Annotated in this window: 22 protein-coding genes and 1 pseudogene; 4 read left to right on the forward strand and 19 right to left on the reverse strand. The window is 60.6% G+C overall.

Going from position 1 to position 25,979, the window contains the following annotated elements; translation table 11 throughout:
- Positions 1-12: 12 nt before the first annotated feature.
- Positions 13-846: a metal-dependent hydrolase gene (locus tag BFQ01_RS23785; protein ID WP_065927136.1), complete on the forward strand. Its 834-nt coding sequence runs from the start codon at positions 13-15 to the stop codon at positions 844-846.
- Here BFQ01_RS23785 and BFQ01_RS23790 read toward each other — a convergent pair.
- On the reverse strand, positions 843-2,918 hold the full coding sequence (locus BFQ01_RS23790; RefSeq protein WP_065927137.1) for a PTS sugar transporter subunit IIC/EAL domain-containing protein: 2,076 nt from the start codon (positions 2,916-2,918) through the stop codon (positions 843-845). The genes BFQ01_RS23785 and BFQ01_RS23790 overlap by 4 nt on opposite strands.
- 287 nt (positions 2,919-3,205) lie before the next feature.
- Here BFQ01_RS23790 and BFQ01_RS23795 point away from each other — a divergent pair, with 287 nt between their 5' ends.
- Complete coding sequence (locus tag BFQ01_RS23795; protein ID WP_065927138.1) at positions 3,206-3,535, forward strand: DUF6388 family protein; 330 nt, start codon at positions 3,206-3,208, stop codon at positions 3,533-3,535.
- A gap of 8 nt (positions 3,536-3,543) precedes the next feature.
- Here the strand turns inward: BFQ01_RS23795 and BFQ01_RS23800 are convergent, their stop codons facing one another.
- Genes BFQ01_RS23800 through tssA form a run of 16 tightly spaced genes read right to left on the reverse strand, consistent with a single transcriptional unit; the run spans position 3,544 to position 23,289 of the window.
- A complete protein-coding gene (locus tag BFQ01_RS23800) occupies positions 3,544-4,386 on the reverse strand; it encodes a serine/threonine-protein kinase (protein WP_065927139.1) in 843 nt (280 codons plus the stop codon).
- The gene (locus tag BFQ01_RS23805; RefSeq protein ID WP_074848182.1) at positions 4,383-5,099 is read right to left on the reverse strand and encodes a PP2C family protein-serine/threonine phosphatase; all 717 of its coding nucleotides are present in this window, start codon (positions 5,097-5,099) and stop codon (positions 4,383-4,385) included. Before BFQ01_RS23805 ends, BFQ01_RS23800 begins: the two co-directional genes overlap by 4 nt.
- A gap of 5 nt (positions 5,100-5,104) precedes the next feature.
- Positions 5,105-8,479 (reverse strand): type VI secretion system membrane subunit TssM, encoded by a 3,375-nt coding sequence (gene tssM / locus BFQ01_RS23810; RefSeq protein WP_065927141.1) that lies wholly within the window; start codon positions 8,477-8,479, stop codon positions 5,105-5,107.
- A 15-nt stretch (positions 8,480-8,494) separates the two neighbouring features.
- Complete coding sequence (icmH, locus tag BFQ01_RS23815; protein ID WP_065927142.1) at positions 8,495-9,358, reverse strand: type IVB secretion system protein IcmH/DotU; 864 nt, start codon at positions 9,356-9,358, stop codon at positions 8,495-8,497.
- A gap of 5 nt (positions 9,359-9,363) precedes the next feature.
- Positions 9,364-10,692, reverse strand: a complete 1,329-nt coding sequence (tssK, locus tag BFQ01_RS23820; protein ID WP_065927143.1) for a type VI secretion system baseplate subunit TssK — start codon at positions 10,690-10,692, stop codon at positions 9,364-9,366.
- Positions 10,679-11,179, reverse strand: coding sequence for a type VI secretion system lipoprotein TssJ (gene tssJ, locus BFQ01_RS31865; protein ID WP_074846996.1), 501 nt, complete (start codon positions 11,177-11,179; stop codon positions 10,679-10,681). The genes tssK and tssJ overlap by 14 nt, the downstream gene beginning before the upstream one ends.
- 5 nt (positions 11,180-11,184) lie before the next feature.
- Positions 11,185-12,369 (reverse strand): type VI secretion system-associated FHA domain protein TagH, encoded by a 1,185-nt coding sequence (gene tagH / locus BFQ01_RS23830; RefSeq protein ID WP_065927189.1) that lies wholly within the window; start codon positions 12,367-12,369, stop codon positions 11,185-11,187.
- Between the two features lie 16 nt (positions 12,370-12,385).
- A complete protein-coding gene (locus tag BFQ01_RS33045; RefSeq protein ID WP_074846997.1) occupies positions 12,386-12,517 on the reverse strand; it encodes a type VI secretion protein in 132 nt (43 codons plus the stop codon).
- Positions 12,518-12,576: 59 nt separating this feature from the next.
- Positions 12,577-14,097, reverse strand: a complete 1,521-nt coding sequence (locus BFQ01_RS23835; protein ID WP_370671273.1) for a sigma-54 interaction domain-containing protein — start codon at positions 14,095-14,097, stop codon at positions 12,577-12,579.
- An 8-nt stretch (positions 14,098-14,105) separates the two neighbouring features.
- Positions 14,106-16,532 (reverse strand): AAA family ATPase, encoded by a 2,427-nt coding sequence (locus BFQ01_RS23840; protein WP_065927146.1) that lies wholly within the window; start codon positions 16,530-16,532, stop codon positions 14,106-14,108.
- A 12-nt stretch (positions 16,533-16,544) separates the two neighbouring features.
- Positions 16,545-17,552 carry a type VI secretion system baseplate subunit TssG gene (gene tssG, locus BFQ01_RS23845; protein WP_065927147.1) on the reverse strand — a complete coding sequence of 336 codons (1,008 nt, stop codon included), beginning with the start codon at positions 17,550-17,552 and terminating at the stop codon, positions 16,545-16,547.
- On the reverse strand, positions 17,516-19,303 hold the full coding sequence (gene tssF, locus BFQ01_RS23850; protein WP_065927148.1) for a type VI secretion system baseplate subunit TssF: 1,788 nt from the start codon (positions 19,301-19,303) through the stop codon (positions 17,516-17,518). Before tssF ends, tssG begins: the two co-directional genes overlap by 37 nt.
- Complete coding sequence (gene tssE, locus BFQ01_RS23855; protein ID WP_065927190.1) at positions 19,293-19,694, reverse strand: type VI secretion system baseplate subunit TssE; 402 nt, start codon at positions 19,692-19,694, stop codon at positions 19,293-19,295. The genes tssF and tssE overlap by 11 nt, the downstream gene beginning before the upstream one ends.
- A 14-nt stretch (positions 19,695-19,708) precedes the next feature.
- The gene (gene tssC, locus BFQ01_RS23860; RefSeq protein ID WP_065927149.1) at positions 19,709-21,184 is read right to left on the reverse strand and encodes a type VI secretion system contractile sheath large subunit; all 1,476 of its coding nucleotides are present in this window, start codon (positions 21,182-21,184) and stop codon (positions 19,709-19,711) included.
- A gap of 28 nt (positions 21,185-21,212) precedes the next feature.
- A complete protein-coding gene (tssB, locus tag BFQ01_RS23865; RefSeq protein ID WP_065927150.1) occupies positions 21,213-21,710 on the reverse strand; it encodes a type VI secretion system contractile sheath small subunit in 498 nt (165 codons plus the stop codon).
- Positions 21,711-21,741: 31 nt separating this feature from the next.
- Entirely contained in the window at positions 21,742-23,289 is a 1,548-nt protein-coding gene (gene tssA / locus BFQ01_RS23870) for a type VI secretion system protein TssA (protein WP_083244926.1), read from the reverse strand.
- Positions 23,290-23,766: 477 nt separating this feature from the next.
- On the opposite strand from tssA, the gene BFQ01_RS23875 reads away from it, so the two are divergent.
- Complete coding sequence (locus BFQ01_RS23875) at positions 23,767-24,282, forward strand: Hcp family type VI secretion system effector (protein ID WP_065927152.1); 516 nt, start codon at positions 23,767-23,769, stop codon at positions 24,280-24,282.
- Positions 24,283-24,335: 53 nt separating this feature from the next.
- On the opposite strand, the gene BFQ01_RS23880 is transcribed toward BFQ01_RS23875, so the two are convergent.
- Positions 24,336-25,157, reverse strand: coding sequence for an aldo/keto reductase (locus tag BFQ01_RS23880; RefSeq protein WP_065927153.1), 822 nt, complete (start codon positions 25,155-25,157; stop codon positions 24,336-24,338).
- A 106-nt stretch (positions 25,158-25,263) separates the two neighbouring features.
- On the opposite strand from BFQ01_RS23880, the gene BFQ01_RS23885 reads away from it, so the two are divergent.
- Entirely contained in the window at positions 25,264-25,758 is a 495-nt protein-coding gene (locus tag BFQ01_RS23885) for a DUF1543 domain-containing protein (RefSeq protein ID WP_065927154.1), read from the forward strand.
- Between the two features lie 31 nt (positions 25,759-25,789).
- Here BFQ01_RS23885 and BFQ01_RS32745 read toward each other — a convergent pair.
- Positions 25,790-25,979, reverse strand: a pseudogene (locus BFQ01_RS32745) (hypothetical protein); the annotation flags it as partial.

Consider the following 25,979-nt stretch of genomic DNA (forward strand, 5'->3'; position numbering starts at 1 on the left):
GGAGCACGAATCATGTTGCCGATCCGCCGCGACCTCCATTTTGCCCTGCCCGCCGAACGCATCACCGACTGGCACGAACAGGGCCCGTTCATCACGCATTTCTTCAATGCCTTGTCGCTGCTGTTCCCCCAGGGCGAACTGTTTTTCATGGACAGCGTGCGTCACTACCGCCAACGCGTCGACGATCCGGCGCTAAAGAAACAGATCCAGGGATTTATCGGCCAGGAGGCCATGCACAGCCGCGAACATGTGGCCTATAACGACCTGATGCAAGCAGCCGGGCTTCCGGCGCACACCCTGGACCGTCGGCTTAAATTCATTCTCGATCTGCAGAAGAAACACTTCGCACCGTCGTTCAACCTGGCGATCACCATTGCCCTTGAGCACTACACGGCGATGCTCGCGGAAATCCTCCTGAGTGACCCGTCGCGCTTTGGCGATTCGCTCAAGGGCTACCAGCAGATGTGGTATTGGCACGCCCTGGAAGAGACCGAACACAAGGCCGTGGCCTTTGATGTGTGGAACACGGTGATCAAACCCGGGCCCAAGCGTTACCTGCTGCGCACCGGAACCATGCTGACAACTACGGTGTTTTTCTGGCTGGTGGTGCTGGATTTTCATGTGCGGCTGTTGATTGCCGACCGCAAGGCGGGTGGGCACCTCAAAGGCTTCTGGCGCATGTTGAAATTTCTTTATGGCCCCAAGGGCGTCTTCCCACGCATGCTGCGGCCGTGGTTGCACTACTTCAAACCCGGCTTTCACCCCTGGGATCACGACAACCGTGCACGCCTGGCGGGTATCGATCGCTTGGTCGAGGAGATCGAACAAACCCAACGCGGCTACTAGACCTGCGCCATGGCCGCACGCTGGCGCACAAAGCTCTCCAACTGGTCCCCCGGCAGTGCCTTGCTGAAATACCAGCCCTGGATAATCAGCTCGGCGCCGGTGTTCAAGAAGGCCAACTGCTCGGCGGTCTCAACGCCCTCCACCACCACGCCCAGGTTCAGCGCTTCGCAGAAACGCAGCATGCCGGTCAGGACCTGGGCGCCCTTGGGATCGTGCTGCGCCACCACAAAACTGCGATCGATCTTGATGAAGTCCACCGGGAACTGGTGCAGGTAACTCAAGGCCGAAAACCCGGTGCCGAAATCATCGATATAGACCTTGGCGCCGATGCCCTGCAGTTTCTGGATGTTCTGGCGCGTGGCAGGGATATCGCTGACCAGCGCGTCTTCGGTGATCTCCACCGATACCTGGCCATGGGCCTGGGCGAGGATCTCCACCAGGCGCTCGCCGTGGGCGGCGTCGGTCAGGGTGGCGCTGGAAATATTGATGGTCATCGGCAGGGTAAAGCCGAGTTTCTGCCATTTCTGGTATTGGCGAATCGCCTGGGATGCCACCCACATATCCACGTCCGGCATCAACCGCGCCTGGGCCAGCCATTGCAGGAACTCCCACGGTGAATGCACCGTACCCTGGGCATCGCGGGCGCGCATCAGCGCTTCGCAGCCAGTACACAGCCCGGTGCGGGTCGAGACCTGGGGCTGGTATTCAAGATAGAACTCATAATCGCTGATCTGCTGGATGCGATTCAGTTCATTGGCCTGGCGCGCCAGGGCCTTGTGGGAAGCCAGGACCGGGTCCAGTTCGCGCAGCCGGCCTTTTTCTTCCAGGCCGCGGAAGGTCATGTCCAGGGACTTGAGGTACACCGTGCCACCTTCGGCAGCCTGGCGATGAATCGCGCGCACATAGGGTGCATACACCAGCGTGCCCAGGCCCAGGAGCGTCACTTGCAGCGCGACTGCCGCCAGGTCGCCATGAGTACTCAGGTAGGCATTGAGCAACACCGGTGCGGTAAACGGGACGCTGGCCACCGCCGGGGATACCCAGCCCAGTTGCACCACGGTAAGCGCCACCGTTGCGTTCAGCGCAGGCACCAGTAGAAACGGAATGAACAGACGCGGGTTGAGGATGATCGGCAGGCCGAACAGCAGGACTTCACTGACGTTGAACAGCGAGAGCGGCAAACTCGCCACGGCCACCAGGCGCATGGACTGGCTCTTGGAAAACAGCAGGATTGCGATCAACAAACACAACGCACCGCCCGAACCACCGATAAAGGCAAAGCTGCCCAACAGGCCGCCGTTCAGCACATACCTGATTGGCTCGCCCGCTGCCAACGCGGCGCCGTTGAGCACCACGGCCTGGTCCAGCACATCAAACAGCGGTTGCATGGCATAGACGCCGTGAACCCCGAAAAACCACAACAGCGAGTTCATCAGGGTGACAAACAAACCGCTGCCGTAGGGCGATTCCAGCGCATCGAGCACCTGGGGGCCCTGCAACTGCGCCACATAGGGTATCTGCAACAACAAGGACAGCGCTGCCACCAGCGCCAGGGCGGTAATGGCCCCTGGCACCACCATATTGATCGTGCCTCGCAGGTTGTGCCCCACCAGGTCTTCGTTGACCAGGCGCGTCCAGCGAAAACGGTGCAGCCAGGCCAAGGCCGGTACATTCAGCAGCGGCGAGGCAATAGCAATAAACAGCAGGAAGGTGGCCGATGCCCGGGGATATTCCCGCAGGATAAACGTCGCCAAGACCACATGGGCCAGGCACAGGAACGCCACCGGCAATTGCGGCAGGCGGTGCTGGATCGCCAGCATGTAGCCAATGGAGGCGGCCACCAGCCACGGGATCACCGAACTGATCTGATTGTGCAACCCCGCCAGGAAGCTCACCACCTGCGGGCTGCAGCCCAACACCCGAGCGCACTCGGACAGGATCAGAAAGGCCGCCGACACCAGCAGGCACGGCAAGATCCACAGCAGACCTTCGCGGATCGCTCGCAACGAATCGGCACTGGCCAAAGCGGCCAGGCGCTGGGTAAAGAAAAGTTTGAACAGCGTTTGCGCCATGACCCATCCCTCTGCCCATCGCCCGCTGCCCTTGGAAAGCAGGGTCGGAAGCACCGGGGCTAACGCTACACGTCCTGGCACCGGGAGCGAAAGTCCTTTGCCATGGGTATCGGTGAATTTCCAGCAATGAGTGACAGTCAAAGCCGGGCATCTCCAATAATTTAATTTTCTGATCTGGACCGGTCCTGGAATCTGCTTCAATACCCGTTATCCGTGTTGCTTATGCACACACGGCTTGCCTCGCGCCAGAAACCGAGGCCTGGTCCCACCTGATTTGGAGCACGCCCTTGTCACCTCCCGGCGATAACCACCAGCTCGCGCTGGATCGATTCCTGAACGAACATCCCGATGTGGCTGCCGAACTGAACACCCTGAACCCACTGGCCGCTCAGGCCAAGGGTGAAACCCTGGCACAGTACCGCGCCGAGCGGCTGCATGAAGCCTTCGAGGCAGAAGCAGAACGCCAGGGTTTGTTTGCCTGGGAGCTGACCCTCAGGCTGACCAGCCAGTCCCCTGCTGACTTCGAGGCGCGGCGCCTGGAAGTACACAAGGAAGTTGCCCAGATGGCCGGCTTGAGTTGGACCGAATACTGCCAACTGCATGATTTGGCTGATTGACACGCCCACTACACAAACCAGTAGCGCCGTCGTCTATTCATCGCTTCGCACAACTCCTCGACGGCAATGGTTCGGCACTCAGGGTCCAGGGCCAGCGCAGAACGCAATGCCGGCCAACACCGCCGAGGCAATTGCCGAGGCCTGGACAATGGCTGATCCGACTGATGCTCGCCGGGGCGCCGTCCCTGGGCGAGCTCATAGATTACGCAGGCGGCGCCATACAAGTCGGCCCGGGCGGAGATGTTTCCCCCGGCCACCAGTTCCGGCGCCGCATACCCGGGCGTCCAAGCCTTAAAGCGACTGCGACTCAAGGTGGGCAGCCCCGCAGCCTGCTCCGCCTCGGCATGGCCCAGGCCGAAATCGAACAGCCGCACTCCCTGCTCGCCCAGCATGATATTGGCCGGTTTCACATCGCCATGCAGAACGCCCTGCCTGTGGGCATAAGCCAGTGCATCCAACAGTTGCAGGGCGATGGGTTGCAACTCCCGCCACGGCAATCCATACGGGCACTCCGAGAGGATGCGGTCAAGGGTCCTGCCCTGCAGCAATTCCATGGTGAAGAACGCAACCTGACGCGGAGTATCGACCTCGAAAGCGTACGTTCTGACCACGTGATCGTGCCGCAGGCTCCGGGTCAGGGCAAACTCGCTGTACAGCAATACATGGCCGTCGGAAGATTCGGCAAGCGTATCGCCCAACAACTTGAGAGCCACCCACGCGTTGGGCTCGCCGAACGCCTCGTGCAGCATATCCCGGGCTCGGTAGACCACTCCCATGCCACCGCTGCCCAATAGCCGATCCAGCTGATAGCGCCCCGCAAGCAGTTTCGGCGGGCCGGCGACCTCGCTCATGGCTGGACTACCACGGCCGTCAGGTCATCCTGGGCCGCCCCCCGTAGCACGTCGGAAAACAACCGATCCACTACCTGGCGGGGCGGCCCCACACTCAGGGCGCTGCCCAACTCGCCATGGCTGAGCCCCTGATACAAACCATCGCTGCACAATAAAAACACATCCCCAGGTTGGGTAATGAACTCCAGCACCGCCAGGCTCAATGGCTGCCGACCACCAATGGCACGGGTCAGCGCCCTGGCATCCGGATGCGCCAGGGCCTGTTCCAGGCTCAACTGCTGCTTGTCCATCAGTTGCTGCCACAGGGAATGGTCCCGCGACAGTTGGTACAAACGTCGTCCCCGCCAAAGATAGCAACGGCTGTCCCCGACCCAGATGCAGGCTGCGCGATTACCCTCCAGCAGCAACGCAACCACGGTGCTGCCCATGATGCCGTGGGCAGCTTGTTCCGTCGTGGCTTGCCCCATTTGACGGTCGAGCCATCGCAAGCAGCGTCGTATGGCATCGATCCGTTCGTCAAAGCTGCCTTGGTCGGGCAACGAAGCCAGGCTGCTGATGACCCAGTGGCTGGCCAAATCCCCAGCCAGATGCCCACCCATTCCGTCCGCTACCGCCCAACAACCGCGCCGGGGGCAGTCGAGGAACGCATCCTCATTGCGCGCGCGTGTCTTGCCTCGCGCCGTTCGCCCGGCGCTGCACCCATCGGCATGCACATGCCTCACAGTTGCTCCGGCAAACGGAAGGTGCGCCAGTTCGCCATCTGAAAAGGACCAGGGTTGCGATGGCTGTTGAGCAGGAAGGTGGCACGCGTGCCAGCGAGCTCAGCCTTGAGCAGCCGAGAACCCCGGCCACTCCCAGGCTCACTTTGCATCAGCTCGAAAAACCGGAACAACGACCAGGGACCAGCGTTTTTTTCCATACCCAGCGGCCGCTCCGTCCCCCGCTCCAGCACCAGGCTGCTACGGCCATCGTCCGCCTCGCCTGGCCACTGGAAAGCCATGGGCACGATCGGGCCATGGCGGTATTCAAGGTGTTGATCACCAATGCTCAGGATCGCTCGGCTAACCGCCTGGTCCAGGCTATAGGGGGCCAGCGTGAAGCGAACCGCCCACTCCCCCTGGTCCTCAGTAAAAAACCCCTGGCGAATCACCTGGGCCTTCGTCAGCTGGTCCAGCAATGAGCGCGACAGCGCCAGGCTACGGCCATCCAGGCCGCGTAGACGATAGCGACCGGACTCGGCACTGACAAAGGCCCGCAGGTAGCTTTCATAAAAGCGCGCCATGCCACCCCGCGGCTTGAAAAAGTCCTGGAAATCGCCAAGGGCAACATCACTCTCGGACCGTGGGTTGAATGGGTACCGACGCTGGATCGCCTTGGCGTAAAAGCCATAGACCTCACTTTGGTAACGCTGATTTATATACACATAGGCATCATCGAGCAGCAGCCGCCAACTGTCATCGGCAATGCCTTCAAACCACCCCTTGACCGGCAACGGCAGGCGCCCGGCAGCATCCCGCAGATTCCCCAGCAATGGCTGCTGCCCTTCCATTCGTTGCCTGGCCATCATGAATGCCGCCTGCCCTGGGGTAGCTTCGCGGTTAAGGGCCGCCAGTTGCAGATGCCATTCATCGAGCAGCCGCAACGCCTGCGTCAGTTCAGCTCCAGGGTTCTGATCCGCGTCCAGCAATTGGTGCAGGTGCTCGAACCGACGCTGCAGTGCACGCCGGGCAGAATCAGGCTTTGCCTGCCCATGCAACGGGCTGGACAACACGCTGGAAGCGCTGGTCTCGAGCTCGCCGGCGGGCGGGCTCAAGGCCTCAAGGGGGTCGTTGGTCGACAGCAGGCGTGTGTTTTCCCGAACCTGTCGCAACAGCTGCACCAACGGCGACTGCGCTGACGCCAGGCTGGCAAGCCCGTCAGCATGCTGGCTCAGGCTGTCACTTTCCTGCAGGCGCACCTGGCCGATGGCTTGGCTCCAGGTGTCGGCGTACTCACTGAAATAACGCTGCTCGAGCTCCAGCATCAATTGGCGCAAATCCAGGCTGCTGAGGTCTGCGTCCTCCCCAAGTACCCAGTTGTCCTGAGCAATGGCATTCACCAGCCGAGAGCCCTGCCTTTCGAAATACTGCACATACCGCCGGGTATAGAAGCCGGGGATGGGCTGCTCGATCGCTGCGAACCCCCTCCCCTCGGCCAGGCGCAAGGGCTCAAGGTCACGCGCCTGGTCACGCAGCGCCCGATAGACCACGCCCGCCAACGATTCGCCGCGCAGTTCCTGGCGGGCCTCGGCGACCAGCTCAACGTTCAAGGGCATCGCGAAAGGGCGCTCAAGCAGCCGTGCAAAATGTGCATTCAATCGTTTCTGCACCGAAGCATCACCGGCATAGCGCACAGCCCAATGAACGGCCACGCGTTGCGCCAGCCAAACCTTATCGCGCCGCTCGCGAAGACTGAGCATCAGGTAAGCCCGCAGGATGTCCAAAAGCCCCTCGCGGTCGCCAAGGCTGGCCCGTACCTGTTCTTCAAGCATCGTAGATACCAGCGGCAACAACTGCTGGTGCAGCAAGTCTTCATAGGCACTGACCAACAGTGGCCGACTCGCCTCCCCTTGATACAAGCCGCCCCGCTCCACCGCACGGGCATCCGCCAACGCTGGAAACACTTGGGTCGCAGCCAGGCGGTCGTCCAGCACACGCAGGAGCACCAGGGTATCGTCCAGACCGGGTGACGCGGGCGGCTGTGGCTTGAGCAGTTGCGCCAGTTGCACCAGCCGCTGGTGATTGATCGAATAACTGTGTGCCCACAGCCACCCCGCCGCGACAATGACCAGGGAGGCGGCCAACGCCAGCAACCCTTGGTGTCGACGGATACGCTGTCGTTCCGGAGTCTGCAGCCCGGCGAGATTGGCCTCGGCAAAAATCACCCGGTTGAACAGGCCCTGGACGAAGTAGGAACGCCTGTCGGCAGTCTGCGCACTCGTCAGGTAAAAGCCACGCAATCCGTTAATACGCTGAAAGCGATGAGAGGAGAACGCAGACTCCACAAACAGGCACAAACGTTCACCGATTTGCGCAGCCTGCCGAGGAAAATCGAGCATCAGCCCGCGACGTTCGATATCGCGTTCCTGATGCAAACGCGCAATCAGCTCCGCTCCAAGGCGTTGCAGAAACGCCTCAAACGCTTCGCGAACCTGGGTGATCGCGGTACCGGCCGGACCTGTTGCCACGGGTTCTCCGAGCAGGGCTTCGGCGCCGTCGCCCTGGGACGCATCAAAGAACTCGACAAAGCCCGGCAACCGGTCAGCCTGGGTCAATACCAGATAGATCGGCACATCCACATGCAGCATCTGCTGTACGTCCTGCAACCGGGTGTGCACGTGGCGCGCATGCAGGTCCAGGTCGCGATCATTGCTGCCAAGCAGCGTCTCCACCGCCAGCGTCACCACCACGCCATTGAGCGGGCGAGCCCTGCGCCGCAATCTGAGCTGGTCCAGAAACGTCGCCCAACCGGCCCCATCCACGGCACTGTCGGGTTGGGCCAGGTAGCGCCCTGCGCTCTCGACAAGGACAGCTTCGTCGGCGAGATACCAATCAAAATACTGGGTTGCGCCCGGTGCCATCGCTTCCTCCCGATCCAGTGGGAACTGCGATCCGCAGGCGGCCAGCAGACAGGTTCTGCCGCTGCCCTGCTGGCCGAGCAACAGATACCACGGCAAGTCGTTGCGCCAACGCTCATTGCGCTCGCCATAACGACGGGAGGTTTTCAGTGTGTGCAACGCCTCCTTGAAACGCCCCCGCACCTGCCTCCGCTCTTCGTCAATCAACCCCTTGCGTTGGTGGCGCTCCTGGTGCTCGCGCCGATTCAATCGTGCGGTACGGCGTGAGTCGACCATGACCATCGCTAACCCCCACAGCAGGAATAACCCGCTTATGGTCAACAGACGAGCTGGAGCGCCCTGCCAGAAACGATGGTCGTCCACCGCCAGCAATGGCCCGAAAAACCACACCAGCAACGCGCTGGCGAACACCACAAACAGGCTCCAGACCCAAGTCTTGCGCAGCGCCGTGCCCACGCCCTTGAAGAATGCGTTCATTCATTGCTCCCAGCGTTACAACGGCGACCGTGTCTGATCCGACGCCAAAGATTGAAAAGGTTGCAGCACCGCCATGCGTTCATTGCCCAATGCCCAGGCAAAGCCCAGGTACATGGCCAGCAAACAGGCGAGCGTGAAGACGACGACCCCGGCAGGGGAAAAGATGCGCAGCCCGGCACCCGGTGCCTGTGCTGCGGCAGCGGGCACAGACATCGGCGGGCGCTCACCGCGCACATGCCGGATCTGTCGATACAAGCCATCTCGTACCGCTTCCAACTGCGGCCCGCCCCGCTCCATGACGCGGTATTTACCTTCAAACCCCAGTGACAGGCACAGGTACATCAACTCCAGCATTGCCAGGTTCTTGACGGGGTCGCGGGATAAGCGCTCCAGCAGTTGGAAGAATTTTTCGCCACCGAAGGTTTCGTTGTGAAAGCGGCTCAACAGGCTGGATTTCGACCAGTCACTGCGACTGCCCCACGGGGTAGTGACCACGGCTTCGTCAATAACGCTGCACAGCACATAGCGCGCCGACATGACCTGCCTGTCCTCTGCACCCTGGTGCAAGGCATACGCTTCAAACGCCGTGATCCCCGACGACAACCGATCATTGAGGGCCTGCAAGCTTTCCCGGCCGGAACTGCGCTTGAGTCGAACGACCTGCGACAAGAGTTCCCAGGCGGCGGCCACCAGGACGTTGGGCCCGATCTTGAAACTCTGTGCCCCTTGCAGGCTGGCGGTGTAGATCATCCGGTCTTCCAACCGTTCGAAGCGCGGTGGCGATGGGAAGTCCGTCACCGGCGCCCCTGCGGGCGCGCGACCATCGAGGTCAAGCAGGATAGTTTTTTCGTCCTGCGGGTATTCGCTGTCCATTGTCATGGCATTCAGTTCCTGATGGCCCAGAAATTGAGTTTGAGTTCGGCAAACTCGCCACTGGCGTGGAAGGCAAAACCGCCCGATTGCTCCAGCTGCGTGATATCACGGGCACTGAGTTCGAGCATGAAATAGGTCTTGCCGGCATGGAACGGGATCTGTCGGGGCGCCACCGGCAGTGGCTTGACCTTGATGCCGGCCAGATGCAGATTGACCAGCTCGCGGATGCGCTCCACGGAGCCGATTTTCAAGTGCGCCGGAAGGCGGTGGCGCAGCTCCTCCGAATCGCACTGGGCAGTTGCCGCCAGAATGAATGTTGCGCTACCCAGCAGTTTGAGATCACTCACCGGACAGACCAGCACACCATACTGTCGCGGCTCCAGCGGGAGCTCAGTGGCGTGTTGTTCCAGCACCAACGACAGCACGGTGCGAATGCCTTCCATCAACCCACGAAAACTCGCCCCCTGCTCACCATGCTGGTAACGAGTCTCCAGTTGCGCGCGTTTGTTGTCGGTGGCGAACGTCGACAACTCGCCGAGGATCGACAACAACTGCCTGTACAACACCTCCGGACGTACCTGGCTCTGACTCAGGAAGTGACGCAACACCAGCTCGGTTCGATTGATCAGCTGCAGCATCAGGAAATCGCCGACCTGGGCCCCCTCCGATCCACCACCTCCCCGGATCCTCGCGGCGATCGCATCGCCTCGGGTGCCCAGCAGACTCAGCACTTCCTTGATACATGACGCGACATAGCCTGAGCCCTGCACATGGATAAACGCCGGTACGAAATCCGCGTCCAGCCGCACGCCGCCCTCGCGAGTCGAATCCAGCACCCGGGCAACCTGGAGTTTCACCTGCAACGTGTCACTGGTTTGCGCCCCTAACAGCAATCGCAGGTCCGGGCGTGCACAGTTGATCCGGCAAAGGGAATCAAAGCCAGCATTCGAATCAGTGATCTCCGCTTCGCAGCTTACGTAGCGCGCCAGCACATCACTGTGCTCCTGCTGGCGCACTTCAACCTGATTGCCGATGGCCAACGGCAACGCCAGGTAAATGGCTTGCCCACTGGTGTGGGCAGGAACCTGCAACACCAGTGGCTCCATTACGCTGCTCAGCTCGAACAAGCTGCCATCGGGAAATACACCGCTGGCCTGGTTGACGACTACCTTACCCAGGTTGAGGTACTGCACGTCGACGTCAAGGGTCAGGAATCCCCAACCATCAATGCCCAGCAAACGGGTACGGTTGAGTTGCTGGTGGTAGTAACGGTCGTTGTGCTGCAAGTGTTGGGGGCGCAGCAGCATGCCCTCCTGCCACACGACTTTATGAACCTGCATGTCTATCCTCCGACCTCCGGGCTTGAGGGGTAACGACGCGAACCCCGGACTCGTCGAGCATCAGCTCGACACGCGTCAGGCGCTGCCGGGCGACGGGCAGCACAAGCCGCCATTGCACATGGGGCAGGTCCCGGTAGGCAGCCACCACCCCGACATAACGACTCTGTGGTTCGACACTGAGCTTCAGCGCCAACCGCTCACCGGGGCGCAGCTCCAACTCCTCGCTGTTGACCCAGTCCTTGGGCAGCGCCTGCTCCGCGCGGCTATAGAGGGTGAAGAAATCAGCGTTTTCGAAAGCCACCGGGTGCCGCAGCTCCAGCAGGCGCACCACGATGGGAGACGGGCGACCGTGAAGATCGCGGTTGACGCCTTCGCTGGCGCTCAACGCCAGGTCCAGCTTGGTTAGGGTTGAATACGGTGAGACGCTGGCACACCCGGTCAGCAAGCCGAGTACAAACAGCATTGACAGAACGGCAGCTCGATACATGACAGTCATCCCGGATAAGCCGCATGCAGCGTGGCGACCAGGCGCACCTGCTCCGCGTAGGCTTTGGAAAATTCGTTACGCAACAGCTGCTCGCCCAAGGGTTGCTCGTCGATAAGGTGTCGGTAATGGCGCTGGTAGGCCCGCCAGTGGGCTCCATCGGTAGAGAACCTGGCCGGCATGTCCTGGCGCTCGAAGCACAGCAATAGATGGCTTGGTGCAAATGCCTCCACAGCGCCACGTATTGCAGCACGGCAAGCCACGACCAAGGCCAGCTGGTGGATTTGCATTTCCCGGAATGCCTGGGCGACCGCTACCTCTGCAGGCAGCGGGCCCGGCTCAGCGAGGCCCAACAGTGAGGCCAGGGCAGACGGGGTATCGGTGCAATCCTTCAAGGGGTTGTGACTCTTAATGGCAGGCACGGTCCAACCGAGGTTCAACTCGCCGTTCAGCTCATCGCGAGTACGCAGACTCTGCTGCAGCCCTTCGATGGTTTGCCTGAACAGGCCAGCCACCTTGATCGCCAGGGCTTCGCATGCCTGGGTATCGAGCGTATCCAGGGGCACGCCCATCGCGTCCGCGAACTGCGACCAGAATGGGGCACGACTGGCTGCAGTCACCTGGGCGGGTTGAGTCGAGGCCTCTTCCGTTACTGGCTCGGCCCATCTCGGCACGATCAAGTGATCCCGTTCCAGGGGGCAGTGGGACAGTGCGCAGGCCGCCCTCGCAGCCGAGAGTTTCAGCGCCTCCGGATCCCCGGGTGAGCTGCCATGCACCTGCTCGGTATCGAGTGCGTGCAAGGGGTCAAGCACCAAAAACGCGTCATCCGGAATCGTATCGTTGCCGAAAAACATCTGCCGGCCATTTTGTCTCCCGGGCGCCACAAGTCGTGCACGGATATCCACTGGCCCCAGTTGGTAGACATCACCCTCGCTGATCAGTCGTGCCTGCCCCTTGCACAAACGCTCCGCGCTGCCCGACACGCCAATGCCATTGCTGCTGATGTCGGTAAAAAAATACTGGCCATCCCGGTAACTGACCAGGCCATGATGACTGGAGAGCAAGCGACTGGCGTCGGGGATGACCCAGTCACAGCCGATCCCGCGGCCGATCACGCCGCCGACGCCGTCGAATGTCTTACAGGATGCAGGCTCACCGCTTCCGGTATTGCACACCTCTAACACTAGTTGCATGACAAGGCTCCGCTGTTCAATCGCTGCGACGTGTCGCCTGGGGGTCACCCAGCGGACGGTAGTCAGCGTCATCAAAAACGTAATTGGCGTTGCAGCCGCTCAACAAGCACAGGACAAGCCCCCAGGCTTTCCAAGTACGAAGTGGCATCAGGTATCTCCAATGAAAGTAAGGCCGGCGGCGAAGAGTGGAAGCCATACGTGCACCATTCAGCATCCCCCTCGGACATCGCCGCCAGGGATGTTCAAGCGTGTAAGTCGGTAAAGCAGGGTGCGGCGTGCGAGCCCCAACTCACGTGCCGTACGGGTCCGGTTGCCACGGTTCTTGTGCAGGCAGTCGATCAGGAATACCCGTTCAACCCGCTCCAGGCGCTGGCGCAACGTCGCGCCGACGGCTGCAGGGGTCGACCCGGGCGCCAGGGACAGGTGTTCAGGCAGCACCACTGCGTCGTCACACAGCAGTACCGCGCGCTCCACCAGACATTTGAGTTCACGGACATTCCCGGGAAAAGCGTGGCACGACAGTTGATCCAAGGCCGCAGCAGACCACTCCACCGGCGAGAGCCCCAGCGCAGCGCAGGCCGATTGCGAGAACTGTCGCGCCAACAGCAGCACATCTGCGTCGCGTTCGCGCAAGGCCGGCAATTCGATCGGGAACTGCGCCAGTCGGTAGTACAGGTCCTCGCGAAAACTACCCTCCGCCACCATTGCAGCCAGATCACGATGGGTCGCTGCGATAATTCGCACATCGACCTTATGGGCCGCATCGGCTCCCAACGGGCGAACCTCGCCTTCCTGCAACACCCGCAGCAGCTTGGCCTGGAGTGACAGCGGCATATCGCCGATTTCGTCGAGGAGCAACGTGCCGCCATCGGCGGCGTCAAATAGCCCCGCATGGTTACGTTCGGCGCCTGTAAAGGCGCCCCTGCGATAACCGAATAGCTCACTCTCCAGCAGACCCTCGGGAAAGGCCGCACAGTTCTGCACCACAAAGGCTTTGCTACGGCGCGCCCCGGCAGCATGGATGGCCCGTGCCACCACCTCCTTGCCGGTTCCGGTCTCCCCGCGCAGCAGCACCGTGCAGGGCGCATTCAGCACCTTGCCGATCAGCCGGTAGGTTTCTTCCATGGCTGCGCTGTTGCCGATCAGCCCATACTTCATACGCGCCGAGGGTAGACAAGGCCTGGCCTGGGAGCCGTTGTGCGGCGGACGCACACGTCGCAACAGCGCCAGTTGACTCAAGGCGAAGCTTGCCAGTTGGCTTAACGATGGTCCGTAGTCCAGGAGCAATTTCGGCCGCTGGCTGGCGCACAGCAATAGACCGGCAACGGCCTTGTGGCGACCGAACAGCGGCAGGCATATCAACGAGTGCCAGGGCGTAGCTGTCGCGGGTAGAAAACCGCTTTCGTACACACTGTCGTCCAGGTTCTCCACGCTCAGGATGCTGGGATGGCCGAGCACGTGACGCAACAGTTGCTGATGCTGAAAGTCGGCGCCGCAAGCACCCTCGCCGAGGGGCAATGCGCCAGGCAAATACTGGGCAATCAAGTCCAGCCGACCCGTGACCTCGTCCCGCCAATATAACTGGCCGAGTTCGCATTCACTCAGTTGCGCAGCCGCGGCAACACACAGGCCTGGCAGCGTTGTCTCGTCACCCTCGATGCCCATTCGGGTGAACCAGGCCAACAACGTCTCGGCGTATGCCAGGGGCTGGGGTAAAGGGGCAAGCATATCGTTCATCATTGGCTGAACTCACAGATCGGCAGCCCGTCACCATCCAGGCAGGCGTGGGCCCGCGACAGCGGCTCACCCGTCGCCACCGCCCCAAGCAGTCGATCGACCATCTGCGGCAACAGGTGGATCTCGATCCATTGGTCGATGTACCGCGCTCCGCTGTCGCTATGGACGCACCGCTCAGCCATATGCGTGACCAGTTCGGTCGTATAGCTCAAGGCCAGCTTGCGTGACTGCAACCTTCGCCCAAGACGGTCAAGCTTGAGTCTTGCCAGGTCATGCAACACAGCGCCCATCAACGGGTAATAGGGCACGACTCGCATGCGGGCGAGCAGTGCCGGTTTGAAATAGTCGCGCAGCAGAGGGTGAATTGCGTCCTGCAGCACCTGGGTGCCAGGTCGTCGGCCGCCTGCACATAAGTCGATAATGCAATCGCTGCCCAGGTTGGAAGTCATCAGGATCAGCGTATTGCGAAAATCGATTTCCCGGCCTTCGCCATCATTGACCAGCCCCTTGTCGAAGATCTGATAGAACAGGTTCAACACCTCCGGGTCGGCCTTTTCGACTTCGTCGAGCAGCACCACCGAATAGGGGCGCCGGCGCACGGCTTCCGTCAGCACCCCGCCCTCTCCATAGCCGACATAACCGGGAGGTGCGCCAATCAGCCGAGACAGGGCGTGTTTTTCCTGAAACTCCGACATGTTGAGGGTGGTGACAAAACGTTCGCCGCCATACAGCAAATCACCCAGGGCCAGCGCCGTTTCGGTCTTGCCCACACCACTTGGGCCCACCAACAGAAACACACCGACCGGCGCATCGGCCTTGTTCAGTCCGGCAGCCACCGCGCGCAGGTTGCGGTCAAGCGCCTGTATGGCAGGTTCCTGGCCGAGAATGCGCGACCGCAGCGCATCGGCAACCCCCAGCACCGATGCACTGTGCTCAAGGGACAGTTGTTCAACCGGAATGCCCGTCCAGGTACTGATGACCTCTGCCACCAGGCGAGGGCATACGCGCACCGGCTCCTCCAGTGCGCGCTGTGCAAGCCAGCGCTGCTGCCGATGTTGACGTTCGCTCTCGACAGCCGCCAAGCGCAGGCCCAGCGCTTGCGCAGACTGCTCATCAACTGGCAGCCCCGCATCCCTGTCTCGATTCAGTGCCTCGCGCTGGCGCGAGCCTTCAGCCTGTTCGGTACACAGGCGTTCCAATGCCTCGGGCACCGTCAACTGGTTGATGCGCGCACGTGCGCAGGCGGTGTCCAGCACATCCACGGCCTTATCGGGCAACTGACGCCCTGCCAGGTAGCGGGCGCTCATCTGCGCCGCCGCGACGACGGCATCGTCACGTATATGCACGCCATGGCTGGATTCGTAGGCCGGAACCAGCCCGCGCAGGATCGAAGTCGCCTGTTCAACGCTGGGCTCGCCAACCAGCACAGGCTGGAAACGCCGCGCCAAGGCCGGGTCTTTTTCAAAGTATTTCTTGTATTCGCCCCAAGTCGTAGCCGCGACGGTCCGCAACTCACCGCGGGCCAGGGCCGGCTTGAGCAGGTTGGCGGCATCGCCGGCCCCCGCCCCCACCAGGGTATGCGCTTCATCGATAAACAGAATCACCGGTGTCGGCGCGGCATTCACCTCGTCAATCACGCCGTTGAGACGCCGCTCGAACTCGCCCTTGATGCTGGCACCGGCTTGCAGCAGTGCCATGTCCAGGGTCAGCACACGCACACCCTTGAGTGGCTCCGGCACCTGCGTGCTGGCGATGCGCAGGGCAAGGCCTTCGACAACCGCGGTCTTGCCCACCCCGGCCTCGCCGACAAGGATCGGATTGTTCTTGCGCCGCCGCATAAGGATGTCGATCAGTTGGCGGATCTCACCCTCGCGACACAGCACCGGGTCGATACGCCCTTCCTGGGCCTGGCGTGTCAGATCATGGGTAAAGCGCGCCAGCAGTGACTCGCCGCCTGCTGCCGGGCAGATGTCAGGCCCCTGGTCCAGCACAAACCCGTGTATACGCTGTGCATCCAAACGGCTCAACAACGCGTGATAGCCGGTGCCTGCGTGCTGCAGCGGGTGGCGCAACAACGCCAGTAACAGTGCACCGTGGTCCACGACGCTCTGGCGCAACTCCAGATGGGCAACCATCAACGCCTGTTGTAACCACTGCACGAGGGCCGGGGCGAACACCGGATTACGCGTGGCACTTGCCTGCCCCTTGGGCTGCAGCGTTGCTTGCAGCGTCTGCGCCTCGATCCCGGCGTCGGCCAAGGCTCGTATCAAAAGCCCCCTGGGACGTTCCAGCTGGGTCAGTAGCAGGTCTTCCACCAGGACCTCCCTGCCACCTCGCGTCACGCAACGTTCGGCCGAACGCTCCAGGTCCTGACGGACTGCGGGCGTCAATGTCAGGATCAGCTGTTGCAGGTCTACATTCATCATGATCATTGTTCCCTAGTGAGCATTGCTGGCCACGATGACCGCACCATCGGCGCACTCGTGTGCCAGCCAAGTGGTCCACCCCAGCCTGCAGACATTGTGTTCACCCACGTGCAACGGCCTGATCGCCTCCTTGGCCAGCACCAGCCGCAGGTCATGCTCCAGCGGGTCTCGTGCAGCCAGTCGCACCAACGAACACAGCAGTGGATACTCCGACCCCGTCGGCAAGAAACCATGGAAGCGCTGCCAATCCAGATCCTGTATATGCACCCGGAACTTACCGTTGCAGTCGGTGATCCGGCTTCCCAGTACCTGGTCGAAGCCCAACAGGCTGTTGGCACAGCCAAGCTGGTTCAACTGCGGGGGAGCAATGGCAACCGTGCGTTCCACCCATTGCTCTATAAACACGCGCTCATGCTCGAAGTAGTAGCGCAGCACTGTCTCGATCACCGCCGCCGAGTGCGCCCGCAGGCCAAGCAACCCCAGGTAGGGCAACAGTCGCTTGCAGTCCAACTGCGCAGCGGTACGGATGCGCTGGCCCCTCAACCCGATCAACGCAAACATCTGCTCGGAAAAAGCATCACGCGCCTGCGCCTGGAAACACGCCTGGTAGCGGTATTTGCGCCAGATCGGCAGCATCAGCCGTTGCAGACGATGGTGAAACAGGTCCAGGAAGTCTCGAGTCGCGTGGCCGCCCGCTCCATCGGCACACGCCTGCTCACCGTAAAAGGCCGGCAAGGGTGAACCTGCGCCACAGAGGCCCAGGACATTGAGGCGAAGACGCGCACGCAATTGATCGTGTTCAACAAAAAACTCCAACCGGTCAATATCGTGACCGGGAAAACCAAGACCCGGGTTGGCCTGAAACTCCAGCCGCTCATAGAGTGCGTTGTCATCCAGTAGCGGATGGGCATCGCGCAGGCGCTTGATCACCTGCGAAATCGCCTGGAACAGCGAATATTCACGGATGGCACGGCACAGTTGCTTCAAAGCAGGGGCTGCTGCCCCATCTGAGGTGGCCATAGGTACACATCTCCTTGTGTGCTGATGACACGCAGCTCGTGGTAGGCATTAAGGCTGGCATAAAGCGCGAAGAACTCGTTGAGCACCGAGGCGAACAAAAACGCTTCGCCCGCCCCCAGAAAACCTTGGGAATCAATGCTCAGGTCGACCCGCAACCCTCGAAGCGGCATGCCCCGGTGCAAGCGGTCGACGGCCGTATGGCTGATGGATCGCAAGGCCCCCAGCCTTCTCTGGCTGACCTTTTTCGCTTGCAGATCGTGGTAACGCGGCACGTCATAGGTTTCGAGGACCACCTTCAAGACATTGATGTCGCTCAGTGACAAATAGTTGAGCGACATGTTGCTGATAAGTCGCCAGAGAAAGTCCTGGTCCAGGGGCGGTGCAAAACTCGCAGTCGGCGCGCAGATATTGCGAAATGACAAGCCCTCCGGTGTCTGCTCACAGGGCTGATTGATCTCCCCTGCCTGCAATTGCCGAGGCAGGTTGTGATTGGTGCACGTCAGTTCGATCGACAGCGTTTCCTGGGTATGCCCCCGCCCGTTTCCGAACCCCAGCCAGGTATCGAGCACGGCATGATGCGCCGAAGCACGCTGACGAATGCTGTAGCTGGTGGGCGCTGCCGATGCATCGATAACGCCGTCGTGCTCAAAGGATTCAAATGGTACGTACGCCTGATACCCCAGCCCGCCAGGGCGCCAGCCCGTGACCTTGTCGACGGAAAATACACAGGCGTTTGCGCGCGCATATTCCCCAGGAATCAACAGGTATTCGTCCTGCTTGCCATCCAGGCGAATCGGCACCGCATCATGTTTGAACAGGTTGACGATGGGCGTGCAGTACAGCCTCACGTTGTCCAGCGTGGGGCATCCGGTTGCCTGGCACCGGGTGCGTAACTTGAAGCACAGCCTGACGCTGCAGATTTGCTTGAGTACGTCCTGGGGCAACCGCTGCAACGCATCCAGGCCACGCACATCGACGAACAGGTACTTTTCAGGAAAGGCGAAATACTCCTGCAGATGGCGGTATCCACGAAAGGTATTCTGCGGATAAGGCATCAGCGCATGCTCCTCCGCGAACCCCACCGGACTGACCTGATCGCCACCCAATCGCAACAGCAGGGGCTGGCCATCAGCCCCGCGGACCGCAAGCCCATCACCGCCCAATGGCAGCAACTCGATACCCTCAACCTCGCGCAACAGGCTCAGGTACAACGCTTGACTGATGTAGCGGTCTCCCGACAAATGCAGGCGCAATTGATCGAACGCACATTCGCTGAAATTGCCTTCGCCGCCCATGTCCAGGCGCAGGCTCAGCAACGCCTGCTCTCCCTGGACGCAGTACTCCAGCGCGCTCAGTTGCAGCGGCAAGATGCAGGTGGCGTAGCAGGTTCGAAAACGACAGCGCTCACCATTGACCGCAGCGCTTTCGACCGGTGTATCCCGTGCGACCATCACACCGGGCCCCGCATGTTTCAACGGATCGAACTGCAGGATACTGAACGCCGGTATGGGCCGCATGTAGTTGGGCCACAGCAGATGCATCAAGGAATGAGTCAGCTCAGGCAACTCGTCATCCAGCTTCTGGCGCAGGCGACCGGTGAGGAAAGCAAAGCCTTCCAGCAGCCGCTCCACATCCGGATCCTGACCGGCCTCCCCTAGAAAGGGTGCGAGAGCAGGATTGCGCTCGGAAAAGCGCCGCCCGAGCTGTCGCAACGCACTGAGTTCGCTCTGGTAATAGTGGTTAAAGGACATCAGGCAAGACCTCAACCTGTCCAGCATCCTGCAGGCGCGCGGTGAACACCACGGGCTGCGTCACACCGTCAACGCAGAGCGTGGCGTCAATGGCAAACGCCAGCGCCAGAGGATCGTCACCACAAGGCAACGCCCTCACGTGCGTATCCTTCAAGCGGGGCTCATAGGCCCGGATAAACCGCTCGATCAACAAGCGCGACTGGCTCAATGACTCATGCAGACTCTGGCTCGTGTCATTGAGATCCGGCATACCGTAATCCTCCAGTGTCTGCACACTGCCAGCGCGGATGCTGAGCATCTTTCCCAGATGAGCTGCGACGGACGTCACTGCACATGATGATTTTGCGGCCGGACTTTCAAGTCGCTCGAAGAGGCTTTGGTTACGGGTCATCCCTTGGCCCCTGCTCATTCTTTGTCAAGCTTGCCAACCAGGGACAGGGTGAAATCCGCCCCCATGTATTTGAAGTGCGGTCGCACACTCAGGTTGACGCGGTACCAGCCAGGCTCGCCCTCGACATCACTGACAACGATACGTGCCGCCCGCAATGGCCGCCGCCCACGCACTTCGGCACTGGGGTTTTCCTGGTCTGCCACGTACTGGCGAATCCACTTGTTGAGCTCCAGCTCCAGGTCAGTACGCTCCTTCCACGAGCCCAGTTGCTCCCGTTGCAGAACCTTGAGGTAATGGGCCAGGCGGTTGACCACCATCATGTAGGGCAACTGAGTGCCCAGGCGGTAATTCAGCTCGGCCTCCTTGCCCTCGGCACTGATGCCGAAACGCTTGGGCTGTTGCACCGAGCTGGCGGAGAAAAACGCGGCATTGTCACTGCCCTTGCGCATCGTCAAGGCAATGAAACCCTCTTGCGCCAGTTCGTATTCGCGACGGTCGGATACCAGCACTTCAGTGGGAATCTTGGTTTCGATTTCGCCCATGCTGTGGAAGTGATGCAAGGGCAAGTCCTCCACTGCGCCGCCGCTTTGCGGACCGATAATGTTCGGGCACCAACGAAACCGCGCAAAACTGTCGGTCAATCGTGTGGCAAAGGCGTAGGCGGTATTACCCCAAAGGTAGTGCTCGTGGCTGTTCACCACGGTTTCCCGGTAGGCGAAGGTCTTGACCGGACATTCAAGGGGATCGTAAGGCGTGCGCAGCAGGAATCGCGGCACCGTCAGCCCGATATAACGGGCATCTTCGCTCTGGCGAAAGCTATGCCATTTGGCGAACTGCGGACCTTCGAAATGATCCCTGAGATCCTTCAAGTCAGGTAGACCGGTGAAGCTTTCCAAGCCGAAAAAAGTCGGCCCGGCGGCCGCGATAAACGGTGCATGGGCCATGCAGGCGACCTTGGAAGCGTATTGCATCAGCTTCACATCGGGGGCGCTGGGGGAAAGAAAGAAGTCAGCGATGATTGCGCCCACAGGTTGACCGCCGAACTGACCGTACTCCGCACTGTAGACGTGCTTATAGAGCCCGGACTGGATCACCTCGGGTGAGTCTTCGAAGTCATCCAACAGGTCTTGCCGAGAGACATTCAGCAGTTCGATCTTGATGTTTTCTCTAAAGTTGGTGCGCTCGACCAACAACTGCAGGCCTTTCCATGAGGATTCCAGGGCCTGGAAGCGCGGGTGGTGCAGAATCTCATCCATTTGCCGACCGAGCTTCTCGTCAATCTCCGCAATCATCCGGTCAACCAGGTGTTTCTTGACCGGTTCCCCGCTGTTCTGCGGCTTGATCAGCTCTTCGATAAATGCCGAGACGCCACGCCTGGCTATGCCGTAGGCCTCATCATCCGCACTCAACAGAGTCTGGGCGATGATGTTGTCGAGAATGCTGTGCTCGTCAGTGATGAGTACGGGTATCGAGGTGTGTTGAGTCGTCATGGCGCCAGTGTCCTTTTACTGAAAAATGTCAGGCGGTCCGGCCGCTCAGGCCCAGCTCCGCCAATACTCGGGCACGGGATTCGTCGTCGGCCAGGGCCTGTTCGATGGCTTTGCGAAAGCTCGGCGTATTTCCCAGTGGTCCCTTGAGCGCCATCAGCGCCTCACGCAGGGCCATCAGCTTGTGCAACTCGGGGATCTGCTCCACCAGGTTCGCCGGGTTGAAATCCCTCATCGAATTGATTCGTAACTGGATGGCCAGGTCTTCGACCTCGGCGCCGTCCTGGAGGCGATTGGGGACATTCAGCGTCAGGCTCAGCGCCTGTTTGGCCAACACCTCATCGAGGGTGTTCTGATTGAGGGTGATGGGCTTGCGATCTTCAAGCTTGCGCAGGTCCTCACGCTGGGTGAAGTCCCCCAGCACGAGGAGTTTCAACGGAAGCTCGACTTCTTCCCGCGCACCGCCGATGGCGGGTTTGAAGGTGATATTGATGCGTTCCTTGGGTGCTACCGAACATTCTTTGGCCATGGTAAATCTCCTTTTCAAGCGGCTCGTAAGCCTATTCAAGTACCGCTTCCAGATCGAAGAGGCACAGCCTGCGGTGGGTGTCTTCCTTGCGCTCGCGCACGGCATGGTTTTGTGGCAGCAGGTCGCAGCAGCGGTGCAAGAGGCGTGTCACTTGAAACGCCAGCTCCGGCTCCCAGCGCTCCAGGCCCGAGCGCTGCAGCTCGAGGTCCAGCTGTTCGAGCTGGATCTTCGCCAGTTCATGTTTGCCAGCGTGTGCACACAAGCGCGCCAGGGCCAACCGCCAATAAAAGCGGGCGCGATCGCTGCGAGCGGCATGCAGACCTTGATTGAGCTCATGTACCGCGGCTTTGAGCCCATCCTTGCGCAGCCGCGGTAGCACATCCTGCAAGGCGATCTCCCAGGGCTCGGCATCGCCCCCCACGCGGGGCGCCTCAGGGGTTTGCAGGTGATGGGAAACATGCAATGCGATCCAGCCGCGAGTGGCGTCGTCGGCAAAAGGAGCGCCCCCTTGAAAGCGAAACGCCGGCAAGTCCGGCAATCGTTGCAACAGCAGGGCGAAACTCACTTCCAACTCGCTCACGGCCAGTTCCGCCTGCTGGGCTTCCAGGCATTGCCAGAGCATGTACAGCCCGTCGAACCAGAACATCGCACCTGAGAGGCCGGCCTCAAGTTCAGGCAGCAGCTCGGCGTGATGGCCTTGGGCAAAACGTTGCTGGTAGTACTTGAGTCTGTCGGGGGCAGGCCCGCACAACGCGGTGACTCGCTCACCGTTGGCATCCGGATAGCGGACGATGGACAGCCAGGCCAGCGTTCGACTCAGGTGCAAGGCCCGTAGGTCGGCGGCGTCCTGGCGTAACCACCAGGCACACAACGGACGAGCTTGTTCCTGCAAGACAAACAGCAAGTCGTGCGCATCTTTTTCGTTGTTTACCGTCGGTTTGGCCGTTGAGGATGGCGTAGCAGCGGGTTGCACTTGCGCAACGGCGGCGTTCAACCCGGCGATAGGGGGATGGCCTTGCACAGCAAGCGCCAACCACTGCTCCAATTGTTTGCGAATCGGCAGCAACAGCGGCGCGTCGCCTCCCAAATGTGCAGTCCAGAGTTCATCAAGGCGCGTGAGGTGTTCAAGCATAGATTGGAACAAGGGTTGCGGGCCTTGAACCGAAAGGTCTTGGACAAGCAGTGTCTCAAGGCGCAGGACCAGCCAGCCGAACGCCGCGCTGCGGGTGCGCAGCTTTCCAGGGTATACCGCCGACCAATGGTGCTCACACAGATGGCGCAGCAACCCGAGGCCAGCCAGCAGTCCGGCAAAGGACTCGCGGTGGTAAAGCGCCCAGGTCAGCCAGACGGCCACGCGCAGATCCTTGGACTGCTCACGCAACAGGCATTCGCTGATTTCCAGGAGCTTTTGCCAGTCCGGCTGGCCGGCGCCATGCATGGACTGCAACTTTGCCAGTTCGGACTCCAGGGTTTCATATTCATTTGAATAGCGCATATCACTGCCGGCAAAGTTCGCTGGCAAACAGGGCTGCCGGGCAACCTCGAGGTAATAAGCGCAGAGTTTTTCTGAATGGACCATTTAGGAGCGCACTCGACTATCCAAGGCACGAGCGACAAACTAAGTGCATTTAACTTTCACACTAGATTGCCATCAACCTTCGCTTGAATCGCCGCGAAGTTCGTAAACCTTAGCCACGACAATAACATCCAGCAAGCAACAGACTCACACTTAAGACATTTCCTACACCACCCGTAAACCAAAGCATATGCAGGCTTTTGCGCAGCTACAGAGATATATTTCACCTAACCCCAGCGGAAAACCAACTACTGAGCGACGTTTCAACATGAGCAACTAAATGCGCACTTATGCGCAAACATTTTCCGCAAAACAGCCAAAAAAACCATAACACCCGTTTAAATCCAACGCCTATATCCACAGCATGCCAAGTCCGTATTGGTTCCCACACTTTCCGGCACGCTTCTTGTAATAGCCACATTCCCAACCGGTACGATTAACCGTTGGAACTACCTCATCAATCAGACAAGGAAACCCGTCATGCCAACACCCGCGTATCTTTCCGTCACTGGCTCCAAGCAAGGCTTGATTACGGCAGGCACATTTACCAAGGACTCGGTGGGCAATATTTACCAGGAAGGCCATGAAGACCAGATTCTGGTCCAGGCCTTCTCCCATCAGGTGATTGTTCCACGCGACCCGCAGTCCGGCCAGCCGACGGGCCAGAGGGTCCATAAGCCGCTGATGATCAGCAAGGTCTTCGATAAGTCATCGCCATTGCTGTTCAGCGCCTTGACCAGCGGTGAAGACGTCACCTGCCGACTCGAGTGGTTCCGTACGTCGCCAGCCGGCACCCAAGAGCACTACTTCACGATTGAACTGGAGAGGGCGAAGATCGTGGACATACAGTCACGCATGCCCCACTGCCAGGATCCGGACAATGCCCATTTCACTCACCTGGAGGACGTGCACTTCACCTATGGCAAGATCGTGTGGACCCACGAAGTGTCCGGCACATCCGGGTCCGATGACTGGCGCAGCCCGGTAGCGGGTTAGGTCGGACCTGAGCAGGAACAGGTGCCAGGGACGGCACCGTTTCTGCCAGGCAACTACACCATCGCCAAGGGATGCTTGCGCTTGGGTGCGCCGAACACCCGATCGATGGCATCCAGGTCGTGCTCATCGAGCACCATCTTGGCGGCGGCCGCATTGAGCCGTACATGCTCCGGGGTGACCGCCTTGGGGATGGCGATCACACCGTCCTGGCGCAGCACCCAGGCCAGGGCAACCTGGGCGGGCGTGACCTCGTGGCGGCGGGCGATCTGCTTGAGGGTCTGACTGGACAGCAACGCCCCACCCTGGGCAATCGGGCAGTACGCCATCAGCGGCAAATGGTGTTGTTGCCACCAGGGCAACAGGTCGAATTCGATCCCGCGTTCTTCGATGTTGTACAGCACCTGGTTAGTCGCGCAGGCCGGGGATGCGAGTTCCTGCAGGTCGGCCACATCGAAATTCGAGACGCCCCAGCGGCCGATCTTGCCAGCCTCACGCAGGCGCTCGAACGCTTCGACGGTTTCTTCAAGGGGGTACTGGCCACGCCAATGCAGCAGATACAGATCAATGTAGTCCGTGCCCAGGCGCCGGAGGCTGGCTTCACACGCACGGGGCACGCCCTTTTGGCTGGCGTTGTGCGGGTAGACCTTGCTCACCAGGAACACCTGGTCGCGCCTGCCGCTGATGGCTTCGCCGACGACTTCCTCGGCGCCCCCCTCGCCATACATCTCGGCGGTGTCGATGAGGGTCATGCCCTCGTCGATCCCCAGTTGCAATGCCGCGACTTCGGCGCGACGCCGGTCCGGGTCTTCGCCCATGCGCCAGGTGCCCTGGCCGATGACAGGGACGGGAACGCCTGCCAGATCAATGGTGCGCATGACAACCTCCTGATGAATTCGCGGATTAACAGTGTGGCATTGACCGGACAAAAGGGTTCAATCGAAGTATGGTTGCCCTTTGCCAAGTCGCCAGGAAGGACCTGCAATGCTGTTTGTCGTGATGCTCGGGGGCAAGCACCCACGAGCAAGAATTGAAGTGCACGATGTGGTGTTCGCCGTAGCAGACACCCTGGAAGACACCTACCCGCAACTGCGCGAGGGCTGGTTTGGCAGCCCAAAGGGCGTGCATATAGATTCGTGGATGGCGGTGGACGGCGTCGACGGCTGGAAAGTCGAACTCAGCCACCTGGCCCCCGCTGCCGACGCCCATCACCTGTACTTCATCAACCTTGGCGGTTATGAAGCCAACAGCTTTGGCGAAGCCCACCACTACCTGCTGGTGGTCGCCCGCAACAAACGGGAGGCGACCAGCAAGGGCAAGCAACAAATGCTGCGCCACTGGTCCCAGGCCCACACCGACGGCGTGATGGATATCGACGACTGCCTGCCCATCGACCTGGTGGACGGCCGCTACCTGCACCTGGTGCAAGGCGCCCATCGGCCGATCATTCAGCAGAATGACTACATTGTCTTGAATTGATGGGGGCTTATTCGACCGGACATCAGATGACTTAGGCAATGTCAGACGTAACACTGCTGTTGCTGTTGCTGTTGCTGTTGCTGTTGCTCTGGCTCTGGCTCTGGCTCTGGCTTTTGATCTTGATCCTAGGCGCCCCGTCAAACACGCTGGCCGAACGCAGGCTTGAATCCGTGGGTAACCCGGCAGGACGCCGGGTTAGCCGTCCTGGGCCAGGGATGGCC

The organism is Pseudomonas sp. 8 R 14 (assembly GCF_900005955.1).
Taxonomy (GTDB): Bacteria; Pseudomonadota; Gammaproteobacteria; order Pseudomonadales; family Pseudomonadaceae; genus Aquipseudomonas; species Aquipseudomonas marginalis.

What these genes read in the sequence shown, in the direction of transcription:
- BFQ01_RS23790 (WP_065927137.1), bottom strand. Translation starts at nt 2,918, where the DNA reads ATGGCGCAAACGCTGTTCAAACTTTTCTTTACCCAGCGCCTGGCCGCT.
- tssG (WP_065927147.1), bottom strand. Translation starts at nt 17,552, where the DNA reads ATGGCCACCTCAGATGGGGCAGCAGCCCCTGCTTTGAAGCAACTGTGC.
- icmH (WP_065927142.1), bottom strand. Translation starts at nt 9,358, where the DNA reads ATGACAATGGACAGCGAATACCCGCAGGACGAAAAAACTATCCTGCTT.
- tagH (WP_065927189.1), bottom strand. Translation starts at nt 12,369, where the DNA reads ATGCAACTAGTGTTAGAGGTGTGCAATACCGGAAGCGGTGAGCCTGCA.
- tssJ (WP_074846996.1), bottom strand. Translation starts at nt 11,179, where the DNA reads ATGTATCGAGCTGCCGTTCTGTCAATGCTGTTTGTACTCGGCTTGCTG.
- tssB (WP_065927150.1), bottom strand. Translation starts at nt 21,710, where the DNA reads ATGGCCAAAGAATGTTCGGTAGCACCCAAGGAACGCATCAATATCACC.
- tssE (WP_065927190.1), bottom strand. Translation starts at nt 19,694, where the DNA reads ATGACCCGTAACCAAAGCCTCTTCGAGCGACTTGAAAGTCCGGCCGCA.
- BFQ01_RS23875 (WP_065927152.1), top strand. Translation starts at nt 23,767, where the DNA reads ATGCCAACACCCGCGTATCTTTCCGTCACTGGCTCCAAGCAAGGCTTG.
- BFQ01_RS23880 (WP_065927153.1), bottom strand. Translation starts at nt 25,157, where the DNA reads ATGCGCACCATTGATCTGGCAGGCGTTCCCGTCCCTGTCATCGGCCAG.
- tssC (WP_065927149.1), bottom strand. Translation starts at nt 21,184, where the DNA reads ATGACGACTCAACACACCTCGATACCCGTACTCATCACTGACGAGCAC.
- BFQ01_RS23785 (WP_065927136.1), top strand. Translation starts at nt 13, where the DNA reads ATGTTGCCGATCCGCCGCGACCTCCATTTTGCCCTGCCCGCCGAACGC.
- BFQ01_RS23885 (WP_065927154.1), top strand. Translation starts at nt 25,264, where the DNA reads ATGCTGTTTGTCGTGATGCTCGGGGGCAAGCACCCACGAGCAAGAATT.
- tssK (WP_065927143.1), bottom strand. Translation starts at nt 10,692, where the DNA reads ATGCAGGTTCATAAAGTCGTGTGGCAGGAGGGCATGCTGCTGCGCCCC.
- BFQ01_RS23800 (WP_065927139.1), bottom strand. Translation starts at nt 4,386, where the DNA reads ATGAGCGAGGTCGCCGGCCCGCCGAAACTGCTTGCGGGGCGCTATCAG.
- tssA (WP_083244926.1), bottom strand. Translation starts at nt 23,289, where the DNA reads ATGGTCCATTCAGAAAAACTCTGCGCTTATTACCTCGAGGTTGCCCGG.
- BFQ01_RS23840 (WP_065927146.1), bottom strand. Translation starts at nt 16,532, where the DNA reads ATGATGAATGTAGACCTGCAACAGCTGATCCTGACATTGACGCCCGCA.
- BFQ01_RS23835 (WP_370671273.1), bottom strand. Translation starts at nt 14,097, where the DNA reads ATGCTTGCCCCTTTACCCCAGCCCCTGGCATACGCCGAGACGTTGTTG.
- tssF (WP_065927148.1), bottom strand. Translation starts at nt 19,303, where the DNA reads ATGTCCTTTAACCACTATTACCAGAGCGAACTCAGTGCGTTGCGACAG.
- BFQ01_RS33045 (WP_074846997.1), bottom strand. Translation starts at nt 12,517, where the DNA reads ATGCCACTTCGTACTTGGAAAGCCTGGGGGCTTGTCCTGTGCTTGTTG.
- tssM (WP_065927141.1), bottom strand. Translation starts at nt 8,479, where the DNA reads ATGAACGCATTCTTCAAGGGCGTGGGCACGGCGCTGCGCAAGACTTGG.